This window comes from Nocardia sp. NBC_01499 (genome assembly GCF_045040275.1).
Classification (GTDB): Bacteria; Actinomycetota; Actinomycetes; order Mycobacteriales; family Mycobacteriaceae; genus Nocardia.
Window position 1 is genome coordinate 7,628,848 of sequence record NZ_CP109426.1, and the last position, 23,999, is coordinate 7,652,846.

Consider the following 23,999-nt stretch of genomic DNA (forward strand, 5'->3'; position numbering starts at 1 on the left):
ACTCGGATGGTGCGCGAACACGCCTTCGTAGGAACCTTCGGAATGCAACGCCATCCCGATCGAGAAGTACGCCATTACCCGTGCCGGTTGCGTTGCTCGGTGCGGCCTGCCTCCGCAATCACCTCGTCGACGACATCAGCAGGGAAGACCCTGGTCAAGAGGCCGATTGATACCAAATCTGACAATCGGCGATCCGATTCCGGCTTCACCCATCCTGAACGAGGCATGGCGATCATCCTATCATCCGTGCCATTAACTGAACGGTATTGAATTTAGCCTCGATCCAACGTGGAAATGTGCGGGTGAGGGTGTCTTGAAATAGGGAAAGTGGTTTCTGAACTGGGATGATTGATGTTCTTTACGCAACAATCAAGACCAGATCGGAAAGACACTTTTAGTGCGATTGTCCACATGCTCGCCGCGGAGTCCACGCGGTTCGATGATAACAACCACTATGCTGCAACCGTCGGTGCAGTCGTCGATCGTCTGGCTCGGTTCTGTGTCGCCGCGCACGTGGTTCTCGTGAGTTCAACTTCTGAGGTTGAGCGTCACTACGCCTGGCAGCGGCTGGCGGAACCCTCAGTTGCTTACGGCGACATGGTTTCTGAGGTTTCCGCCGAGTGCCGGACCTCAGCGGAGTCAATACTGCGACGACGGAATGAGGGGCACCATGCTGGACGACGCCATTTGCTGGGAAAACGATCTGTTGGTGGATATTCGGCGAATCGGCCCTACTAATCCCGCGGTCGTCGAAGCGGCGCTGGATGGTCAGCGATACCGAGCGCGCGGTGCTGGCCGGGGAGTTGATGCGGGTCGCCGCGCACGTGGCAACGCCTCGGCACAACCCGCAGACCCTCCCGCCGCCAGGCACAATGCCTGGTGCCAACGCCGAATCCATCAACTTGTCGGCGGGCGCGGGCTGCGCGTCGCAGACCGCCGCGAGGGTGGCCATACGATTGCGGTTCGGCTTCTCACCGCAGGCAACCTGTTGCATGCTAACCGGATCGACCCGCCAAGATCATCGAAAGTGCCGACAGACAGCGGATTGTCGTCCTGGGGCTAGAAATTGCGCACTGCGACACTGAACGCTGATACCGGCGAGTATGGGTCGAATATAGCCGTGGTCATTACTGTCCGGCCTATGCGAACAAGGCGACGGCCGGGTCGTCCTGCTCAGGTCGGCGTGTCAGCGGGCGGAACGTCTAGCTGCCAATTCTCGTACGTGCAGCAGGTACTCTGGTTTTTGTACAAGATGGTGCCTACCAGCGGCGCGTTCAACATCGGCGTGGCCCTGAGGGGGCGGTCGGCGATTGCCCTGGACGTCTTGGCGGCTGCGGTCATGGTGACAGCCGAGCGACACCCGCCGGTTCGCACCAGCATCACCGAAATGGATGGGAAACCGACCCCGGTTACCGCCGAGCATGGCATGACCACTACCCCCTCGGTCCGCAACCTTCCGAGCGCCACTGACGAGGAGCTGCGGCGGGCCGTGTATGTCAAGTTCATCACGGTGTTTGCATTGCGCGAGGAGGGTGCGTTCCGATTCGTGCTGCTGGGGCGTGCGCGCATCGAGTCCGTGCTCCTCATCAGGGGCCACCACATCCCCACCGACGCCACATCCAACACGGTACTCATGGGCGGCCTGCTGGACGTCTACGACCGACTGGCCCACAACGACGGCAACACCCTCTTCACGCCCACTGCGACCTACGCTGGGGAAGCCGAGTTGCTGCCCTCTGACCGCGCCGAACGTCTAGAGCGATATCGGCGTGGGCTATACGACGGGCTGCTGGCCGCCGAGCTGCCGCAACGTGCTAATGGAGCTGACCGCGGTCCGCGTTGCGCCGCCCAACCTCGATACCGACATCATGCAACTGGACGATGTCCCGCCAAGTATTTCTAGTGCCCGTAAATAAGCGTAGGTCCGGAAGAAACAGCGGCCGGACGCGGGAGAGTAGGAGCTTCCAAATGAATACGAATCCGTTCGACGACGAGTCTGGCATCTTTCATGTGCTGACGAATGAGGAAGAACAGTACTCACTGTGGCCAGTTTTTGCGGAGGTGCCTTCAGGGTGGAAAATCGTATTGGGCGAAGCCAGTCGTGCTGACTGTATCGAATATGTCGAAAAGAGTTGGAAAGATATGCGACCGAAGAGTCTGAGGGAAGCTATGCATGCGGCGTTGACCAGAGCCTGACGTGTAGAGATCTTAGGTCAAGAGAACCATTATCCATAGTTGAGGAGCTGGATATCGCGTGCGAGAGGCTCGCAAGATATATGGTTTCGTGGAGGCAATCTGCTGCGGACGATGCCGTTGCGGCAGTCGGATGGCATTGCTCCCGACACGAAGGCAACCAGTTTCTCGCTGAATCGGCTGAGTGAATAACAGTCATGGTATTGCGGTCGCGGGCGCCTAGAGTCCGGTGATTTGGTTACCTGTAGGTGTAGCTGCGTATCGTTGACTGTATTGGCGTTAATATCGATCACTTTCTGTTGCTCATTATCGGTGTAGTTTGCGCATTGGGAGAGTTAAGAGATGTCTGTCGCCCGACTTTCGGTAACCGCTGCTCAGCGTGAGATATGGATAGATCATGAGCTGGATCCCCAATCGTCTGCTCATCGTATCGGGCAGTATCTTGATATTTGCGGCGAGGTTGATCCGGCTCTAATCGAACAAGCGACGAGGATGGCAGTCTCGGAAGCGGATAGTCTTCAGGTTCGCTTTGTTGAAGAAGATGGTGAGATCTATCAGTACGCCTCCCGCGTATTTGACTGGCCGTTTTGTGTATTCGACTTCAGCGAGGCCGAAGATCCGTTGACTGAGGCTGAGGTTTGGATGCGTTCAGAGGTGAGCAATCCGATGCAACCGCAAAGTGGTTTACTATTCACATTCGCGCTGTTCAAGATCCGACGCAATCATTATATTTGGTACCATGGGTATCATCATCTCGTCGTTGATGGTGCCGGAGCAGCCTTGATTGCTAGACGGGTCGCTGGTATCTATTCGGCATTAGCCAAGGGCGATCCGATGCCTGTGAAGGAAGCATCACTCGACTCGCTTCATACGCTGATTCGTGAAGATGAGTCGTATCGCGCCTCAGGGCAATTGGAGTTAGATCGTGACTATTGGCATGATTATTTAGCCGGCGCCTCCAAAGATTTTTCGCTCGGAAGCAATCGAATTCTATCGGCGCGGCCCTCGCTGCGGCAAACGGGATATCTTACCGCCGGAGAGACCAGTTCACTTCGCCGTTTAGCTGCAAAGTGCGGCTCTCGGTATTCGTCATTGATCGTTGCGGTGGCGGCCATATACTTGCATCGTATGACAGGCGAGTCGGATATTCTGCTCGGCCTTCCCGTCACCGCCAGACCAACGGCTGCATTGAAGAGTATCCCTGGAATGGTCTCCAATATGGTGCCGCTACGTCTCCAGGTGCGTGCAGATACTATGATATCGGATGCGATCCGTAGTGCCGACAAAGAGATTCGCAATGCGATTCGTCATCAGCGTTATAGAGCTGAGGATATTGCACGTGATCTTGGTTTGAAGGGTGGTATTCGCAGCCTGGTTGGTTTCGACGTCAATTTCATGGCATTCGACTACGATTTCACTTTCGGAGGTCATCGTGTTCTTGAGCACAATATCTCGATAGGATACATACATGGTTCTGCGCTGACAATTTACGATCGGCGAGGAGATGCTGGTACCCGGGTAGACTTCGAAGCTAACGACGAGCTATGTCACGAAGATAGTGTTATCGGCCATCATCTGTGGATTATTCGACTGTTACGAACTCTGGCCTCAGGTGCCGATCCGGCGGGTGTGGTCGGAAGTGTCGATCTGCTCGATGCTGAGGAGCGTGACCGGATCCTGCGGGTTTGGAACGACACCGTGGTGTTGTTGCCGGCGGTGACGATTCCGGATCTGTTCGAGGCGCAGGCCCGGCGGATACCGGACGCGGTCGCGGTGATCTCCGGTGGGGCGCGGTTGAGTTATCGGCAACTCGATGCCCGGGCGAACCGTTTGGCCGGTGAGCTGATTGGGCACGGGGTGGGTCCCGACAGCATCGTGGCGGTGGCGTTGCCGCGGTCGGTGGAGTTGGTCGTGGCGTTGCTGGCGGTGTGGAAGGCCGGTGGGGCCTACCTGCCGTTGGATCCGGAGTATCCGGTCGAACGGCTCGAGTTCATGCTCACCGACGCCGTACCGGTTGTCGTGCTCACCGACCAGGCCACGGTAACAACACTGCCCGATACCGACACTCCCCGGCTACTCCTCGACCGATTCCACGTTGGCGGTGACCACGATAGCGGTCAAGACCGTGTCGAGGTCGACACCCGTACCGGGTTGTCCCTGCATAATCTGGCCTATCTGATTTACACCTCCGGCTCTACCGGCACCCCCAAAGGCGTCGCTATCACCCACCACAACCTGGTGTCGTTGTTCGAAGGGACGGCTCGGTGGTCGGGGCCGGAGGATGTGTGGGCGTGGTGTCATTCCGCGGCGTTCGATTTCTCGACCTGGGAGATCTGGGGTGCGCTCCTGCACGGGAGCAAGCTCGTGGTAGTACCGCGAGACACCGTGCGGTCGGTCATCGACCTGTGGAAGCTTGTCGTCGCGCAGGGCGTGACCATCCTGAATCAAACCCCGTCTGCCTTCTATGCACTGACCGAAACACTCGACGAAACCGCAATCAACCAGTCTGCGCTGCGCATGGTGATATTCGGTGGCGAAGCTTTGGATCCGTTCAGGCTGCGCCGCTGGTATTCGTCTGCTTCGTTCACCGGTCCTGTTCTGGTGAACATGTACGGCATCACCGAGATCACGGTGCACGCGACGAAACGGGAACTGACCGTAGACGACTTTGCCCGCAGCGACAGCCCGATCGGTGGTCCGTTGTCGAATGTGTGTGTGTTTGTGTTGGATTCGGGGTTGTGTCCGGTTCCGGTGGGGGTTGTGGGTGAGTTGTATGTGGGTGGTGCGCAGGTGGGGCGGGGGTATCACGGTCGGGCGGGGTTGACCGCGGCGCGGTTTGTGGCCGATCCGTATGGTCCTGCGGGGTCGCGGTTGTATCGCACGGGGGATTTGGTGCGGTGGCGGGCAGACGGGGTGTTGGTGTTCGTGGGTCGTGTCGATGATCAGGTGAAGGTGCGGGGGTTCCGGGTCGAGCCGGGTGAGGTCGAGGCGGTGTTGGCGTCGCATCCGCTGGTAGCGCAGGCGGTGGTGGTGGCCCGCGATGCGGGTGAGCTGGGTAAGCAGTTGGTGGGATATGTGGTGCCCGCTGACCCCGCTGCCGACGCCGTCGAGGCCGGTGGCGGTGGCAGTGAGCTGGTGGCGCGGTTGCGGCGGTTTGTGTCGTCGCGGGTGCCGGAGTACATGGTGCCGGCGGCGGTTGTGGTGGTGGAGCGGTTTCCGCTGACACCGAATGGGAAGCTGGACCGGGCGGCGTTGCCGGATCCGCAGTTCGTGTCGGGGGTCGAGTATCGGGCTCCGCGTACCGAGCAGGAACAGGTGCTGGCCGGTTTGTTCGCCGAGGTGCTGGGCCTGGCGCGGGTCGGTATCGACGACAACTTCTTCGATCTGGGTGGACATTCGCTGCTGGCTACCCGGCTGGTGAGCAGGATCCGGGCGGTGTTGGGGGTCGAGGTCCCGATCCGGGTGCTGTTCGAGGCACCGGCACCGGCAGAACTGGCCGAACGCCTCGACACCGGCGTTCGGGTGCGTCCGGCACTGTCGGTTCGGCAACGGCCGGAACGGATTCCGTTGTCGTTTGCTCAGCGGCGGTTGTGGTTCCTGCATCGGTTGGAAGACGTGTCGGCGACCTACAACATGCCTATGGCGTTGCGGGTGACCGGCGTGATGGATGTATCGGCGCTACGGGCGGCGGTGGGAGATGTGGTCGCCCGGCACGAGACATTGCGCACGGTGTTCCCGGAGGTGGATGGGGTACCGATGCAACAGATCCTTCCGATCGAGGAGATCGATCCGTCGATGTCGGTGGTCGACGTCGACCCGGCGGATATGGAAACGACACTGGTGCAGGCGGGGCGGTACGAGTTCGACCTGGCCGTCGAGGTGCCGGTGCGGGTCGCGGTGTTGCGGTGCGGGCCCGACGAGTGCGTGGTGTTGCTTTTGGTGCATCACATCGCCGGTGACGGGTGGTCTCTGTCGCCGTTGATGCGGGACCTGGTCCAGGCGTATGTGGCGCGGCGGCAGGGTGTGGCGCCGGGGTGGGAGCCGTTGCCGGTGCAGTATGTCGATTACACGCTGTGGCAGCGGGAGTTGTTGGGTGACCGTCACGATCCGGAGTCGCTGCTGTCCCAACAGTTCGATTACTGGCGAGATGAGCTGGCAGGACTGCCCGAGGTGCTGGCGTTGCCGACCGATCGGCCGCGCCCGCCGGTGGCCTCGTATCGGGGAGACCTGGTGGCGTTCGAGATCGATGTCCGGACCCGGGCAGCGGTGGAAGAACTGGCGCGGCGACACAACGCCACGGTATCGATGGTGTTGCAGGCGGGGTTGGCGGTGTTGCTGTCGCGGCTGGGGGGCGGGGACGACATCGCGATCGGGTCCCCGATCGCCGGTCGTACCGACGAGGCGTTGAACGATCTGGTCGGGTTTTTCGTCAATACATGGGTGCTGCGCACGACCTTGACCCCGGCGATGTCGTTTGCCGAGGTCCTGACGCAGGTCAAACGGAAAGCGTTGGCCGCCTACGACAATCAGGACGCACCGTTCGAGTTGCTGGTCGAACTACTCAACCCGGTCCGGTCTCCCGCGCACCACCCGTTGTTTCAGGTGTCGCTGGCCTTCCAGAACAACACCCTGCCCGATCTGCGGTTCCCGCAGGCACAGATCGAATGGATCGCGGCCCCGACCGGCACGTCGCGGTTCGATCTGTTCTTCAACATCACCGACACACCTACCGGCAACGGATCCAGCAGTGGGTGGGGTGGGTTCGTCGAGTACGCGACCGACCTGTTCGACCGAGAAACTATCCAGACACTGGTGGCCCGGTTCGTGCGAGTGTTGTCTCAGATCACTACCGATCCGGCGGGTGTGGTCGGAAGTGTCGATCTGCTCGATGCTGAGGAGCGTGACCGGATCCTGCGGGTTTGGAACGACACCGCCATCCCCGTGACGGCTGAGGCCACTCTGTCCGACTTGTTCGAAGCCCAGGTCGCCCGCACCCCCGACGCGATTGCAGTCACGTCCGAGGGCACGAGCTTGTCCTACGCGGAGTTCTCCGCACGTGTACATAAGCTGGCACGCTGGCTCATACAGCGAGGCGTCGGCGCGGAATCGTTTGTAGCCCTGGGCATACGCCGCTCGATTGATCTAGCGGTCGGCGTATATGCAGTGGTCGTAGCCGGTGGTGCCTACGTGCCCCTGGACCCGGATCATCCAATCGAGCGCACCGCATACATCCTCGCAGCCACAGCACCAGCATGCGTACTCACTTCCAGCGACGACATTCTCATCGATAGCACACAGGTGCGCATCGATTCGCTCGACCTGTCCGGCTATTCAGCCGCGCCGGTGACCGACGTGGAACGGCGGACTCTGGTGCGGGCGGACAACACCGCGTACATGATCTTTACCTCTGGTTCGACTGGCCGCCCTAAAGGGGTGGCGGTCAGTCACCGCGCGATTGTCAATCGTCTCATCTGGATGCAGGTTGCCTACGGTCTTGCTGGCGACGATGTGGTGCTGCAGAAGACTCCGGCAACATTCGACGTGTCAGTTTGGGAGTTCTTCTGGCCGTTGCAGAACGGTGCACGCTTAGTGGTTACTAAGCCGGACGGGCACCGCGACCCGGTGTATCTAGCTGGGCTGATCGCGACCGAAGGCGTGACCGTCACCCACTTCGTTCCGTCGATGCTGGCGGCGTTTGTTGCTGAGGCGGCCGCATCGCAGTGCAGTTCGCTGCGGATGGTGTTCACCTCCGGTGAGGCCCTGCAACCGGAGCTCGCCCATCGCCTGCGCGAGCTAACCGGCGCCGAATTGCACAATCTGTATGGCCCGACCGAAGCCGCTGTCGACGTTACCCACCACACGGTCGTCGACGCCGACATCAACACAGTGCCGATTGGGTCGCCGTTGTCGAATGTGTGTGTGTTTGTGTTGGATTCGGGGTTGTGTCCGGTTCCGGTGGGGGTTGTGGGTGAGTTGTATGTGGGTGGTGCGCAGGTGGGGCGGGGGTATCACGGTCGGGCGGGGTTGACCGCGGCGCGGTTTGTGGCCGATCCGTATGGTCCTGCGGGGTCGCGGTTGTATCGCACGGGGGATTTGGTGCGGTGGCGGGCAGACGGGGTGTTGGTGTTCGTGGGTCGTGTCGATGATCAGGTGAAGGTGCGGGGGTTCCGGGTCGAGCCGGGTGAGGTCGAGGCGGTGTTGGCGTCGCATCCGCTGGTAGCGCAGGCGGTGGTGGTGGCCCGCGATGCGGGTGAGCTGGGTAAGCAGTTGGTGGGATATGTGGTGCCCGCTGACCCCGCTGCCGACGCCGTCGAGGCCGGTGGCGGTGGCAGTGAGCTGGTGGCGCGGTTGCGGCGGTTTGTGTCGTCGCGGGTGCCGGAGTACATGGTGCCGGCGGCGGTTGTGGTGGTGGAGCGGTTTCCGCTGACACCGAATGGGAAGCTGGACCGGGCGGCGTTGCCGGATCCGCAGTTCGTGTCGGGGGTCGAGTATCGGGCTCCGCGTACCGAGCAGGAACAGGTGCTGGCCGGTTTGTTCGCCGAGGTGCTGGGCCTGGCGCGGGTCGGTATCGACGACAACTTCTTCGATCTGGGTGGACATTCGCTGCTGGCTACCCGGCTGGTGAGCAGGATCCGGGCGGTGTTGGGGGTCGAGGTCCCGATCCGGGTGCTGTTCGAGGCACCGGCACCGGCAGAACTGGCCGAACGCCTCGACACCGGCGTTCGGGTGCGTCCGGCACTGTCGGTTCGGCAACGGCCGGAACGGATTCCGTTGTCGTTTGCTCAGCGGCGGTTGTGGTTCCTGCATCGGTTGGAAGACGTGTCGGCGACCTACAACATGCCTATGGCGTTGCGGGTGACCGGCGTGATGGATGTATCGGCGCTACGGGCGGCGGTGGGAGATGTGGTCGCCCGGCACGAGGCACTGCGCACGATCTTCGTCGAGAACGACGGGGTGCCGGTACAGCAGATCCTCGATACCGATACCGATACCGATACCGATACCGATACCGATACCGATACCGATACCGCGGTGCCGATGTCGGTGGTCGACGTCGACCCGGCGGATATGGAAACGACACTGGTGCAGGCGGGGCGGTACGAGTTCGACCTGGCCGTCGAGGTGCCGGTGCGGGTCGCGGTGTTGCGGTGCGGGCCCGACGAGTGCGTGGTGTTGCTTTTGGTGCATCACATCGCCGGTGACGGGTGGTCTCTGTCGCCGTTGATGCGGGACCTGGTCCAGGCGTATGTGGCGCGGCGGCAGGGTGTGGCGCCGGGGTGGGAGCCGTTGCCGGTGCAGTATGTCGATTACACGCTGTGGCAGCGGGAGTTGTTGGGTGACCGTCACGATCCGGAGTCGCTGCTGTCCCAACAGTTCGATTACTGGCGAGATGAGCTGGCAGGACTGCCCGAGGTGCTGGCGTTGCCGACCGATCGGCCGCGCCCGCCGGTGGCCTCGTATCGGGGAGACCTGGTGGCGTTCGAGATCGATGTCCGGACCCGGGCAGCGGTGGAAGAACTGGCGCGGCGACACAACGCCACGGTATCGATGGTGTTGCAGGCGGGGTTGGCGGTGTTGCTGTCGCGGCTGGGGGGCGGGGACGACATCGCGATCGGGTCCCCGATCGCCGGTCGTACCGACGAGGCGTTGAACGATCTGGTCGGGTTTTTCGTCAATACATGGGTGCTGCGCACGACCTTGACCCCGGCGATGTCGTTTGCCGAGGTCCTGACGCAGGTCAAACGGAAAGCGTTGGCCGCCTACGACAATCAGGACGCACCGTTCGAGTTGCTGGTCGAACTACTCAACCCGGTCCGGTCTCCCGCGCACCACCCGTTGTTTCAGGTGTCGCTGGCCTTCCAGAACAACACCCTGCCCGATCTGCGGTTCCCGCAGGCACAGATCGAATGGATCGCGGCCCCGACCGGCACGTCGCGGTTCGATCTGTTCTTCAACATCACCGACACACCTACCGGCAACGGATCCAGCAGTGGGTGGGGTGGGTTCGTCGAGTACGCGACCGACCTGTTCGACCGAGAAACTATCCAGACACTGGTGGCCCGGTTCGTGCGAGTGTTGTCTCAGATCACTACCGATCCGGCGGGTGTGGTCGGAAGTGTCGATCTGCTCGATGCTGAGGAGCGTGACCGGATCCTGCGGGTTTGGAACGACACCGTGGTGTTGTTGCCGGCGGTGACGATTCCGGATCTGTTCGAGGCGCAGGCCCGGCGGATACCGGACGCGGTCGCGGTGATCTCCGGTGGGGCGCGGTTGAGTTATCGGCAACTCGATGCCCGGGCGAACCGTTTGGCCGGTGAGCTGATTGGGCACGGGGTGGGTCCCGACAGCATCGTGGCGGTGGCGTTGCCGCGGTCGGTGGAGTTGGTCGTGGCGTTGCTGGCGGTGTGGAAGGCCGGTGGGGCCTACCTGCCGTTGGATCCGGAGTATCCGGTCGAACGGCTCGAGTTCATGCTCACCGACGCCGTACCGGTTGTCGTGCTCACCGACCAGGCCACGGTAACAACACTGCCCGATACCGACACTCCCCGGCTACTCCTCGACCGATTCCACGTTGGCGGTGACCACGATAGCGGTCAAGACCGTGTCGAGGTCGACACCCGTACCGGGTTGTCCCTGCATAATCTGGCCTATCTGATTTACACCTCCGGCTCTACCGGCACCCCCAAAGGCGTCGCTATCACCCACCACAACCTGGTCAATCTCGTCTGCCAGGCGTGGTCGATCGAGTGCGGCGATCGGATCCTGGTGCATTCGTCGATGGCGTTCGATGCCTCCACTTACGAGATCTGGCCGACCCTCGTCGGTGGCGGGGCGCTAGTCCTCAGCAGCCAGCAGCGATCCGACGTCGGGGAGATGGCACGACTGATCCAGTCCCATCGGGTGACGAAGATGTTCGCCACATCCGCGCTGCTGCCAGAGCTCGTGGAATATGTAGAACACCGGCAGGACAATCCGCTGGAAAGCCTGCAGCAGATAATCGCCGGTGGCGCCGTGCTGGTCCCCGCGGCGGTCCGGGCTCTCAAAACCGCCCACGGGCGTGTTGAGGTGGTAAATGGGTACGGCCCGACGGAGACGACGGTGTTCGCGACCCACTTCACGGTTGATATCGGAGACGATGTGGGTGAGGCGGTGCCGATTGGGTCGCCGTTGTCGAATGTGTGTGTGTTTGTGTTGGATTCGGGGTTGTGTCCGGTTCCGGTGGGGGTTGTGGGTGAGTTGTATGTGGGTGGTGCGCAGGTGGGGCGGGGGTATCACGGTCGGGCGGGGTTGACCGCGGCGCGGTTTGTGGCCGATCCGTATGGTCCTGCGGGGTCGCGGTTGTATCGCACGGGGGATTTGGTGCGGTGGCGGGCAGACGGGGTGTTGGTGTTCGTGGGTCGTGTCGATGATCAGGTGAAGGTGCGGGGGTTCCGGGTCGAGCCGGGTGAGGTCGAGGCGGTGTTGGCGTCGCATCCGCTGGTAGCGCAGGCGGTGGTGGTGGCCCGCGATGCGGGTGAGCTGGGTAAGCAGTTGGTGGGATATGTGGTGCCCGCTGACCCCGCTGCCGACGCCGTCGAGGCCGGTGGCGGTGGCAGTGAGCTGGTGGGGCAGTGGCGGCGGGTGTATGAGGACCTGTACTCCGGTGCCGAGTACGGCGGGCCCGCGCAGCGGGCCGGTTTCGGTGACGACTTCAGCGGCTGGAACAGCAGCTATTCGGGGTCGGCAATCCCGGTAGAGCAGATGCGGGAATGGCGATCGGTCACGGTGCGACGGATCCAGAGCTTGGGTGTGAGGCGTGTGCTCGAGATCGGTGTCGGGTCGGGGTTGTTGCTATCGCAGCTGGCGCCCGAATGCGAGGAGTATTGGGCCACCGACTTCTCTGCAGCGGCGATCGACGAACTTGAGCAGGGGCTGCGCCAGTCCGGGGCCGACTGGGTTGATCGGGTCTTTGTACGTGTTCAGGCCGCCGACGATGTCACCGGCTTACCCAAAGACTATTTCGACACGGTGGTAGTGAACTCGGTGGTGCAGTACTTCCCCAGCGAGGGGTACCTGCGCCGGGTTATCACACAGGCGCTGGGGTTACTGGCCCCCGGCGGTGCCCTGTTTCTGGGCGATATCAGGAACCTGGCGCTTGTCGAGGAATTCGCCATGGAAACCGCGATCGCCCGCGGCGGTGGTGGTGATCCTGCCGCGGTGCGCGAACGGGCGCGTCGCAGTGTCTCCGCCGAGCAGGAACTGCTCGTCGCGCCGGAATACTTCGCGGTGTTGGCTGCTGCCCTGGAGGAGACAGTGGCGGTGGACATCGAGCTCAAACGCGGCTTGTCGGTCAACGAGTTGACCCGCTATCGCTACGACGTCGTCGTCCGCAAAACCCCGGCGCGGGTATTGTCGGTAGCCGACGCACCACAAGTGGAATTCGTCGACCGCGCCTGGCTGGAGTCGGCGTTGCGCGCCCACCACGGCGGATCGGTGCGCGTCACCGCTATCCCGCACGCTGGGCTGATCGACCAGGTTGCGGCCGCGCATCGTATCCGGGCTGGCCGGTCGGTGATCGCTGGTGCTGGTCGGCTCGGCACCGAGTCGATTCTGCCCGAATCAGCAGACCGGCGCGGCGACGGGTTGCTGCCGGAGGATCTGCACACGATAGGCCGCCGGCTCGGGTTCGCTACCGGGGTCACCTGGTCTGAGTACCCGGATCGTGTGGACGCGGTGTTCGTCGATTCCTCGATCGCCAGCGGCAAACAGGTCACCGACGTGTTCACGGCACCGGCGCCGCCGGCTGAACCAGACCGATACACCAACAACCCGCACACCGGTCTGTTGGTGGCGCGGTTGCGGCGGTTTGTGTCGTCGCGGGTGCCGGAGTACATGGTGCCGGCGGCGGTTGTGGTGGTGGAGCGGTTTCCGCTGACACCGAATGGGAAGCTGGACCGGGCGGCGTTGCCGGATCCGCAGTTCGTGTCGGGGGTCGAGTATCGGGCTCCGCGTACCGAGCAGGAACAGGTGCTGGCCGGTTTGTTCGCCGAGGTGCTGGGCCTGGCGCGGGTCGGTATCGACGACAACTTCTTCGATCTGGGTGGACATTCGCTGCTGGCTACCCGGCTGGTGAGCAGGATCCGGGCGGTGTTGGGGGTCGAGGTCCCGATCCGGGTGCTGTTCGAGGCACCGGCACCGGCAGAACTGGCCGAACGCCTCGACACCGGCGTTCGGGTGCGTCCGGCACTGTCGGTTCGGCAACGGCCGGAACGGATTCCGTTGTCGTTTGCTCAGCGGCGGTTGTGGTTCCTGCATCGGTTGGAAGACGTGTCGGCGACCTACAACATGCCTATGGCGTTGCGGGTGACCGGCGTGATGGATGTATCGGCGCTACGGGCGGCGGTGGGAGATGTGGTCGCCCGGCACGAGACATTGCGCACGGTGTTCCCGGAGGTGGATGGGGTACCGATGCAACAGATCCTTCCGATCGAGGAGATCGATCCGTCGATGTCGGTGGTCGACGTCGACCCGGCGGATATGGAAACGACACTGGTGCAGGCGGGGCGGTACGAGTTCGACCTGGCCGTCGAGGTGCCGGTGCGGGTCGCGGTGTTGCGGTGCGGGCCCGACGAGTGCGTGGTGTTGCTTTTGGTGCATCACATCGCCGGTGACGGGTGGTCTCTGTCGCCGTTGATGCGGGACCTGGTCCAGGCGTATGTGGCGCGGCGGCAGGGTGTGGCGCCGGGGTGGGAGCCGTTGCCGGTGCAGTATGTCGATTACACGCTGTGGCAGCGGGAGTTGTTGGGTGACCGTCACGATCCGGAGTCGCTGCTGTCCCAACAGTTCGATTACTGGCGAGATGAGCTGGCAGGACTGCCCGAGGTGCTGGCGTTGCCGACCGATCGGCCGCGCCCGCCGGTGGCCTCGTATCGGGGAGACCTGGTGGCGTTCGAGATCGATGTCCGGACCCGGGCAGCGGTGGAAGAACTGGCGCGGCGACACAACGCCACGGTATCGATGGTGTTGCAGGCGGGGTTGGCGGTGTTGCTGTCGCGGCTGGGGGGCGGGGACGACATCGCGATCGGGTCCCCGATCGCCGGTCGTACCGACGAGGCGTTGAACGATCTGGTCGGGTTTTTCGTCAATACATGGGTGCTGCGCACGACCTTGACCCCGGCGATGTCGTTTGCCGAGGTCCTGACGCAGGTCAAACGGAAAGCGTTGGCCGCCTACGACAATCAGGACGCACCGTTCGAGTTGCTGGTCGAACTACTCAACCCGGTCCGGTCTCCCGCGCACCACCCGTTGTTTCAGGTGTCGCTGGCCTTCCAGAACAACACCCTGCCCGATCTGCGGTTCCCGCAGGCACAGATCGAATGGATCGCGGCCCCGACCGGCACGTCGCGGTTCGATCTGTTCTTCAACATCACCGACACACCTACCGGCAACGGATCCAGCAGTGGGTGGGGTGGGTTCGTCGAGTACGCGACCGACCTGTTCGACCGAGAAACTATCCAGACACTGGTGGCCCGGTTCGTGCGAGTGTTGTCTCAGATCACTACCGATCCGGCGGGTGTGGTCGGAAGTGTCGATCTGCTCGATGCTGAGGAGCGTGACCGGATCCTGCGGGTTTGGAACGACACCGTGGTGTTGTTGCCGGCGGTGACGATTCCGGATCTGTTCGAGGCGCAGGCCCGGCGGATACCGGACGCGGTCGCGGTGATCTCCGGTGGGGCGCGGTTGAGTTATCGGCAACTCGATGCCCGGGCGAACCGTTTGGCCGGTGAGCTGATTGGGCACGGGGTGGGTCCCGACAGCATCGTGGCGGTGGCGTTGCCGCGGTCGGTGGAGTTGGTCGTGGCGTTGCTGGCGGTGTGGAAGGCCGGTGGGGCCTACCTGCCGTTGGATCCGGAGTATCCGGTCGAACGGCTCGAGTTCATGCTCACCGACGCCGTACCGGTTGTCGTGCTCACCGACCAGGCCACGGTAACAACACTGCCCGATACCGACACTCCCCGGCTACTCCTCGACCGATTCCACGTTGGCGGTGACCACGATAGCGGTCAAGACCGTGTCGAGGTCGACACCCGTACCGGGTTGTCCCTGCATAATCTGGCCTATCTGATTTACACCTCCGGCTCTACCGGCACCCCCAAAGGCGTCGCTATCACCCACCACAACCTGGTGTCGTTGTTCGAAGGGACGGCTCGGTGGTCGGGGCCGGAGGATGTGTGGGCGTGGTGTCATTCCGCGGCGTTCGATTTCTCGACCTGGGAGATCTGGGGTGCGCTCCTGCACGGGAGCAAGCTCGTGGTAGTACCGCGAGACACCGTGCGGTCGGTCATCGACCTGTGGAAGCTTGTCGTCGCGCAGGGCGTGACCATCCTGAATCAAACCCCGTCTGCCTTCTATGCACTGACCGAAACACTCGACGAAACCGCAATCAACCAGTCTGCGCTGCGCATGGTGATATTCGGTGGCGAAGCTTTGGATCCGTTCAGGCTGCGCCGCTGGTATTCGTCTGCTTCGTTCACCGGTCCTGTTCTGGTGAACATGTACGGCATCACCGAGATCACGGTGCACGCGACGAAACGGGAACTGACCGTAGACGACTTTGCCCGCAGCGACAGCCCGATCGGTGGTCCGTTGTCGAATGTGTGTGTGTTTGTGTTGGATTCGGGGTTGTGTCCGGTTCCGGTGGGGGTTGTGGGTGAGTTGTATGTGGGTGGTGCGCAGGTGGGGCGGGGGTATCACGGTCGGGCGGGGTTGACCGCGGCGCGGTTTGTGGCCGATCCGTATGGTCCTGCGGGGTCGCGGTTGTATCGCACGGGGGATTTGGTGCGGTGGCGGGCAGACGGGGTGTTGGTGTTCGTGGGTCGTGTCGATGATCAGGTGAAGGTGCGGGGGTTCCGGGTCGAGCCGGGTGAGGTCGAGGCGGTGTTGGCGTCGCATCCGCTGGTAGCGCAGGCGGTGGTGGTGGCCCGCGATGCGGGTGAGCTGGGTAAGCAGTTGGTGGGATATGTGGTGCCCGCTGACCCCGCTGCCGACGCCGTCGAGGCCGGTGGCGGTGGCAGTGAGCTGGTGGCGCGGTTGCGGCGGTTTGTGTCGTCGCGGGTGCCGGAGTACATGGTGCCGGCGGCGGTTGTGGTGGTGGAGCGGTTTCCGCTGACACCGAATGGGAAGCTGGACCGGGCGGCGTTGCCGGATCCGCAGTTCGTGTCGGGGGTCGAGTATCGGGCTCCGCGTACCGAGCAGGAACAGGTGCTGGCCGGTTTGTTCGCCGAGGTGCTGGGCCTGGCGCGGGTCGGTATCGACGACAACTTCTTCGATCTGGGTGGACATTCGCTGCTGGCTACCCGGCTGGTGAGCAGGATCCGGGCGGTGTTGGGGGTCGAGGTCCCGATCCGGGTGCTGTTCGAGGCACCGGCACCGGCAGAACTGGCCGAACGCCTCGACACCGGCGTTCGGGTGCGTCCGGCACTGTCGGTTCGGCAACGGCCGGAACGGATTCCGTTGTCGTTTGCTCAGCGGCGGTTGTGGTTCCTGCATCGGTTGGAAGACGTGTCGGCGACCTACAACATGCCTATGGCGTTGCGGGTGACCGGCGTGATGGATGTATCGGCGCTACGGGCGGCGGTGGGAGATGTGGTCGCCCGGCACGAGACATTGCGCACGGTGTTCCCGGAGGTGGATGGGGTACCGATGCAACAGATCCTTCCGATCGAGGAGATCGATCCGTCGATGTCGGTGGTCGACGTCGACCCGGCGGATATGGAAACGACACTGGTGCAGGCGGGGCGGTACGAGTTCGACCTGGCCGTCGAGGTGCCGGTGCGGGTCGCGGTGTTGCGGTGCGGGCCCGACGAGTGCGTGGTGTTGCTTTTGGTGCATCACATCGCCGGTGACGGGTGGTCTCTGTCGCCGTTGATGCGGGACCTGGTCCAGGCGTATGTGGCGCGGCGGCAGGGTGTGGCGCCGGGGTGGGAGCCGTTGCCGGTGCAGTATGTCGATTACACGCTGTGGCAGCGGGAGTTGTTGGGTGACCGTCACGATCCGGAGTCGCTGCTGTCCCAACAGTTCGATTACTGGCGAGATGAGCTGGCAGGACTGCCCGAGGTGCTGGCGTTGCCGACCGATCGGCCGCGCCCGCCGGTGGCCTCGTATCGGGGAGACCTGGTGGCGTTCGAGATCGATGTCCGGACCCGGGCAGCGGTGGAAGAACTGGCGCGGCGACACAACGCCACGGTATCGATGGTGTTGCAGGCGGGGTTGGCGGTGTTGCTGTCGCGGCTGGGGGGCGGGGACGACATCGCGATCGGGTCCCCGATCGCCGGTCGTACCGACGAGGCGTTGAACGATCTGGTCGGGTTTTTCGTCAATACATGGGTGCTGCGCACGACCTTGACCCCGGCGATGTCGTTTGCCGAGGTCCTGACGCAGGTCAAACGGAAAGCGTTGGCCGCCTACGACAATCAGGACGCACCGTTCGAGTTGCTGGTCGAACTACTCAACCCGGTCCGGTCTCCCGCGCACCACCCGTTGTTTCAGGTGTCGCTGGCCTTCCAGAACAACACCCTGCCCGATCTGCGGTTCCCGCAGGCACAGATCGAATGGATCGCGGCCCCGACCGGCACGTCGCGGTTCGATCTGTTCTTCAACATCACCGACACACCTACCGGCAACGGATCCAGCAGTGGGTGGGGTGGGTTCGTCGAGTACGCGACCGACCTGTTCGACCGAGAAACCGTCAAGATGCTGACGGCGCGGTTCGTGCGGGTGCTGCAGCAGGCGATTACTCATCCGGATGATGCGATCGGGTCGGTGGATGTTCTCGACGAGACCGAACGCCACCAGGTCCTGCGGGCCTGGAATGATACCGCGGTCGTGGCCGATCCCACTGTGACGGTGGTGGGATTGGTCGAGGATCGGGTCGCAGTCACGCCGGAGGCGGTCGCGGTGATCTCCGGGGAACGGGAGTTGACCTATCGCGAGGTGAACACTCGCGCCAACAGGATGGCGCACAGGTTGATATCTGTCGGCGTGGGGCCCGACAGCATCGTCGCGGTGGCTCTTCCCCGGTCGGCGGAGCTGATCGTGGCTTTGCTGGCGGTATGGAAGGCTGGCGGTTCCTATCTGCCCGTCGATCCCGACTACCCCTCGGATCGGGTGGCGTTCATGCTCATCGACGCTGCACCGGTGATCGTGGTCACTGACCAGAACACCGGCGAACTGCTGCCCGATACCGGTATCCCACGGTTCTTCGCCGACACCATCGACGATCCCGATGCCGCCGCAAACGCGGAACAGCGGAATCCGACCGACAGTGATCGGCGCGGCTGGCTACGTCCTGCGAACCTGGCCTATCTGATTTACACCTCCGGCTCTACCGGCACCCCCAAAGGCGTCGCTATCACCCACCACAACCTGGCCAACAACATTGTGGCGACCACGGTTCTGTTGGGCGAGGGCACCTCATCTCGGATGTTGGCTAGTACTTCGACAGCGTTCGATGTTTCGGTTTTCGAGATTTTCTCCACGCTGTGCTTGGGCGGCAGCGTGGAGGTGGTCCGAGATGTTCTGGTTCTGTCGGAATGGCGTGAATGGTGTGGGGGTGTCATTAGTACGGTGCCTTCGGCTTTTGGGGAAGTCCTGAACCATACTGGCGTGACGATTACTGCCGATACGGTTGTCTTTATCGGTGAGCCGTTGACCCGGACGACGGTCGAACGTACACGGGCCTTCATCCCGGCTGTTCGGGTCATCAATGGGTACGGCCCGACGGAGACGACGGTGTTCGCGACCCACTTCACGGTTGATATCGGAGACGATGTGGGTGAGGCGGTGCCGATTGGGTCGCCGTTGTCGAATGTGTGTGTGTTTGTGTTGGATTCGGGGTTGTGTCCGGTTCCGGTGGGGGTTGTGGGTGAGTTGTATGTGGGTGGTGCGCAGGTGGGGCGGGGGTATCACGGTCGGGCGGGGTTGACCGCGGCGCGGTTTGTGGCCGATCCGTATGGTCCTGCGGGGTCGCGGTTGTATCGCACGGGGGATTTGGTGCGGTGGCGGGCAGACGGGGTGTTGGTGTTCGTGGGTCGTGTCGATGATCAGGTGAAGGTGCGGGGGTTCCGGGTCGAGCCGGGTGAGGTCGAGGCGGTGTTGGCGTCGCATCCGCTGGTAGCGCAGGCGGTGGTGGTGGCCCGCGATGCGGGTGAGCTGGGTAAGCAGTTGGTGGGATATGTGGTGCCCGCTGACCCCGCTGCCGACGCCGTCGAGGCCGGTGGCGGTGGCAGTGAGCTGGTGGCGCGGTTGCGGCGGTTTGTGTCGTCGCGGGTGCCGGAGTACATGGTGCCGGCGGCGGTTGTGGTGGTGGAGCGGTTTCCGCTGACACCGAATGGGAAGCTGGACCGGGCGGCGTTGCCGGATCCGCAGTTCGTGTCGGGGGTCGAGTATCGGGCTCCGCGTACCGAGCAGGAACAGGTGCTGGCCGGTTTGTTCGCCGAGGTGCTGGGCCTGGCGCGGGTCGGTATCGACGACAACTTCTTCGATCTGGGTGGACATTCGCTGCTGGCTACCCGGCTGGTGAGCAGGATCCGGGCGGTGTTGGGGGTCGAGGTCCCGATCCGGGTGCTGTTCGAGGCACCGGCACCGGCAGAACTGGCCGAACGCCTCGACACCGGCGTTCGGGTGCGTCCGGCACTGTCGGTTCGGCAACGGCCGGAACGGATTCCGTTGTCGTTTGCTCAGCGGCGGTTGTGGTTCCTGCATCGGTTGGAAGACGTGTCGGCGACCTACAACATGCCTATGGCGTTGCGGGTGACCGGCGTGATGGATGTATCGGCGCTACGGGCGGCGGTGGGAGATGTGGTCGCCCGGCACGAGGCACTGCGCACGATCTTCGTCGAGAACGACGGGGTGCCGGTACAGCAGATCCTCGATACCGATACCGATACCGATACCGATACCGATACCGATACCGATACCGCGGTGCCGATGTCGGTGGTCGACGTCGACCCGGCGGATATGGAAACGACACTGGTGCAGGCGGGGCGGTACGAGTTCGACCTGGCCGTCGAGGTGCCGGTGCGGGTCGCGGTGTTGCGGTGCGGGCCCGACGAGTGCGTGGTGTTGCTTTTGGTGCATCACATCGCCGGTGACGGGTGGTCTCTGTCGCCGTTGATGCGGGACCTGGTCCAGGCGTATGTGGCGCGGCGGCAGGGTGTGGCGCCGGGGTGGGAGCCGTTGCCGGTGCAGTATGTCGATTACACGCTGTGGCAGCGGGAGTTGTTGGGTGACCGTCACGATCCGGAGTCGCTGCTGTCCCAACAGTTCGATTACTGGCGAGATGAGCTGGCAGGACTGCCCGAGGTGCTGGCGTTGCCGACCGATCGGCCGCGCCCGCCGGTGGCCTCGTATCGGGGAGACCTGGTGGCGTTCGAGATCGATGTCCGGACCCGGGCAGCGGTGGAAGAACTGGCGCGGCGACACAACGCCACGGTATCGATGGTGTTGCAGGCGGGGTTGGCGGTGTTGCTGTCGCGGCTGGGGGGCGGGGACGACATCGCGATCGGGTCCCCGATCGCCGGTCGTACCGACGAGGCGTTGAACGATCTGGTCGGGTTTTTCGTCAATACATGGGTGCTGCGCACGACCTTGACCCCGGCGATGTCGTTTGCCGAGGTCCTGACGCAGGTCAAACGGAAAGCGTTGGCCGCCTACGACAATCAGGACGCACCGTTCGAGTTGCTGGTCGAACTACTCAACCCGGTCCGGTCTCCCGCGCACCACCCGTTGTTTCAGGTGTCGCTGGCCTTCCAGAACAACACCCTGCCCGATCTGCGGTTCCCGCAGGCACAGATCGAATGGATCGCGGCCCCGACCGGCACGTCGCGGTTCGATCTGTTCTTCAACATCACCGACACACCTACCGGCAACGGATCCAGCAGTGGGTGGGGTGGGTTCGTCGAGTACGCGACCGACCTGTTCGACCGAGAAACCGTCAAGATGCTGACGGCGCGGTTCGTGCGGGTGCTGCAGCAGGCGATTACTCATCCGGATGATGCGATCGGGTCGGTGGATGTTCTCGACGAGACCGAACGCCACCAGGTCCTGCGGGCCTGGAATGATACCGCGGTCGTGGCCGATCCCACTGTGACGGTGGTGGGATTGGTCGAGGATCGGGTCGCAGTCACGCCGGAGGCGGTCGCGGTGATCTCCGGGGAACGGGAGTTGACCTATCGCGAGGTGAACACTCGCGCCAACAGGATGGCGCACAGGTTGATATCTGTCGGCGTGGGGCCCGACAGCATCGTCGCGGTGGCTCTTCCCCGGTCGGCGGAGCTGATCGTGGCTTTGCTGGCGGTATGGAAGGCTGGCGGTTCCTATCTGCCCGTCGATCCCGACTACCCCTCGGATCGGGTGGCGTTCATGCTCATCGACGCTGCACCGGTGATCGTGGTCACTGACCAGAACACCGGCGAACTGCTGCCCGATACCGGTATCCCACGGTTCTTCGCCGACACCATCGACGATCCCGATGCCGCCGCAAACGCGGAACAGCGGAATCCGACCGACAGTGATCGGCGCGGCTGGCTACGTCCTGCGAACCTGGCCTATCTGATTTACACCTCCGGCTCTACCGGCACCCCCAAAGGCGTCGCTATCACCCACCACAACCTGGTCAATCTCGTCTGCCAGGCGTGGTCGATCGAGTGCGGCGATCGGATCCTGGTGCATTCGTCGATGGCGTTCGATGCCTCCACTTACGAGATCTGGCCGACCCTCGTCGGTGGCGGGGCGCTAGTCCTCAGCAGCCAGCAGCGATCCGACGTCGGGGAGATGGCACGACTGATCCAGTCCCATCGGGTGACGAAGACGCTCGCCACATCCGCGCTGCTGCCAGAGCTCGTGGAATATGTAGAACACCGGCAGGACAATCCGCTGGAAAGCCTGCAGCAGATAATCGCCGGTGGCGCCGTGCTGGTCCCCGCGGCGGTCCGGGCTCTCAAAACCGCCCACGGGCGTGTTGAGGTGGTAAATGGGTACGGCCCGACGGAGACGACGGTGTTCGCGACCCACTTCACGGTTGATATCGGAGACGATGTGGGTGAGGCGGTGCCGATTGGGTCGCCGTTGTCGAATGTGTGTGTGTTTGTGTTGGATTCGGGGTTGTGTCCGGTTCCGGTGGGGGTTGTGGGTGAGTTGTATGTGGGTGGTGCGCAGGTGGGGCGGGGGTATCACGGTCGGGCGGGGTTGACCGCGGCGCGGTTTGTGGCCGATCCGTATGGTCCTGCGGGGTCGCGGTTGTATCGCACGGGGGATTTGGTGCGGTGGCGGGCAGACGGGGTGTTGGTGTTCGTGGGTCGTGTCGATGATCAGGTGAAGGTGCGGGGGTTCCGGGTCGAGCCGGGTGAGGTCGAGGCGGTGTTGGCGTCGCATCCGCTGGTAGCGCAGGCGGTGGTGGTGGCCCGCGATGCGGGTGAGCTGGGTAAGCAGTTGGTGGGATATGTGGTGCCCGCTGACCCCGCTGCCGACGCCGTCGAGGCCGGTGGCGGTGGCAGTGAGCTGGTGGCGCGGTTGCGGCGGTTTGTGTCGTCGCGGGTGCCGGAGTACATGGTGCCGGCGGCGGTTGTGGTGGTGGAGCGGTTTCCGCTGACACCGAATGGGAAGCTGGACCGGGCGGCGTTGCCGGATCCGCAGTTCGTGTCGGGGGTCGAGTATCGGGCTCCGCGTACCGAGCAGGAACAGGTGCTGGCCGGTTTGTTCGCCGAGGTGCTGGGCCTGGCGCGGGTCGGTATCGACGACAACTTCTTCGATCTGGGTGGACATTCGCTGCTGGCTACCCGGCTGGTGAGCAGGATCCGGGCGGTGTTGGGGGTCGAGGTCCCGATCCGGGTGCTGTTCGAGGCACCGGCACCGGCAGAACTGGCCGAACGCCTAGGTGACGATGCAGCCTTGCATGACATCGACAGAATACTGGTGCTGAAGAGTTCAGGATTGCAGAAGCCGGTGTGGTGTCTGCCTCCGGCCGGAGGTGTGGGTTGGGTCTATCGGACGTTAGGTCTGCATCTACCCAACAGGCCGGTTTATGCCATACAGGCTCGCGGATTCGATGGCGGGCCCATGGCAGAATCGTTCCAGGAAATGGTTGACGACTATATTGAACAAATCCTGACCGTCCAGAACGAGGGGCCATTCTTCCTGCTGGGATGGTCGTACGGTGGCACGGTGGCACACGCAATGGCATCCGAACTCTCGCGACGAGGATTCCAAATCGGCTTTCTGGGAATGATGGACAGCCAGCCGGCATTGGGTGGCTCTACGCGCCCTGAAATTACTCATAATGAAATCAAAGATGCGCTCATGCGATGGATGGACGAGCGATCGGTCAAACCGTTGGAAGAACATTCGGTAGGTCAAATTTTAGAGCGGTCTGCAAGGATGTTCATCAACAATGGAGAGTTGCTCTATAATTATGCTTCCTCATTCTTTTTGGGTAATGTCGCACTGTTCTGTGCTAGTATCGACTCTGAGGGGAATTTGATCCCTGATGCGGTGGACAGGCTGGAGCAGGTCTGGCGGCCACATATCAGTGGTTCCATTCAAACGTTTGCAGTAGAATATGCGCACGGGGACTTGGACCGGGCCGAACCGATGGCCTTGATCGGCCGCATTATGAATAGCCTCCTTGAATCCTGTGCATCGCGAGTGTTTTAAGGGGTAGGTGAGGCATGCTAAAAAATTTATGCGACGAAAGGTATTTGCGAATGACTAAATTCTATATTTGGGAGAGATGGAATCCTGTCCGCTGCATGTTGAGTAGTAGGCAAAGA

The 23,999-nt window shown here is 62.8% G+C and carries 3 protein-coding genes and 2 pseudogenes; 4 read left to right on the plus strand and 1 reads right to left on the minus strand.

What is annotated here, in order from left to right; all coding sequences use genetic code 11:
* Nucleotides 1–12: 12 nt before the first annotated feature.
* Nucleotides 13–227, minus strand: a pseudogene (locus OG203_RS35025) (transposase domain-containing protein); the annotation flags it as partial.
* A 995-nt stretch (nt 228–1,222) separates the two neighbouring features.
* Between OG203_RS35025 and OG203_RS35030 the strand changes: the two are divergent.
* From OG203_RS35030 to OG203_RS35045, 4 genes and pseudogenes are all read left to right on the plus strand, one after another.
* Nucleotides 1,223–1,903: a condensation domain-containing protein gene (locus OG203_RS35030; RefSeq protein ID WP_405161493.1), complete on the plus strand. Its 681-nt coding sequence runs from the start codon at nt 1,223–1,225 to the stop codon at nt 1,901–1,903.
* A 65-nt stretch (nt 1,904–1,968) separates the two neighbouring features.
* Complete coding sequence (locus tag OG203_RS35035; RefSeq protein WP_405161494.1) at nt 1,969–2,196, plus strand: MbtH family protein; 228 nt, start codon at nt 1,969–1,971, stop codon at nt 2,194–2,196.
* A gap of 339 nt (nt 2,197–2,535) precedes the next feature.
* Nucleotides 2,536–3,765 (plus strand): annotated as a pseudogene (locus OG203_RS35040) (condensation domain-containing protein); the annotation flags it as partial.
* 57 nt (nt 3,766–3,822) lie between these two features.
* Nucleotides 3,823–23,883, plus strand: coding sequence for a non-ribosomal peptide synthase/polyketide synthase (locus tag OG203_RS35045; protein ID WP_405168107.1), 20,061 nt, complete (start codon nt 3,823–3,825; stop codon nt 23,881–23,883).
* Nucleotides 23,884–23,999 lie beyond the last annotated feature (116 nt).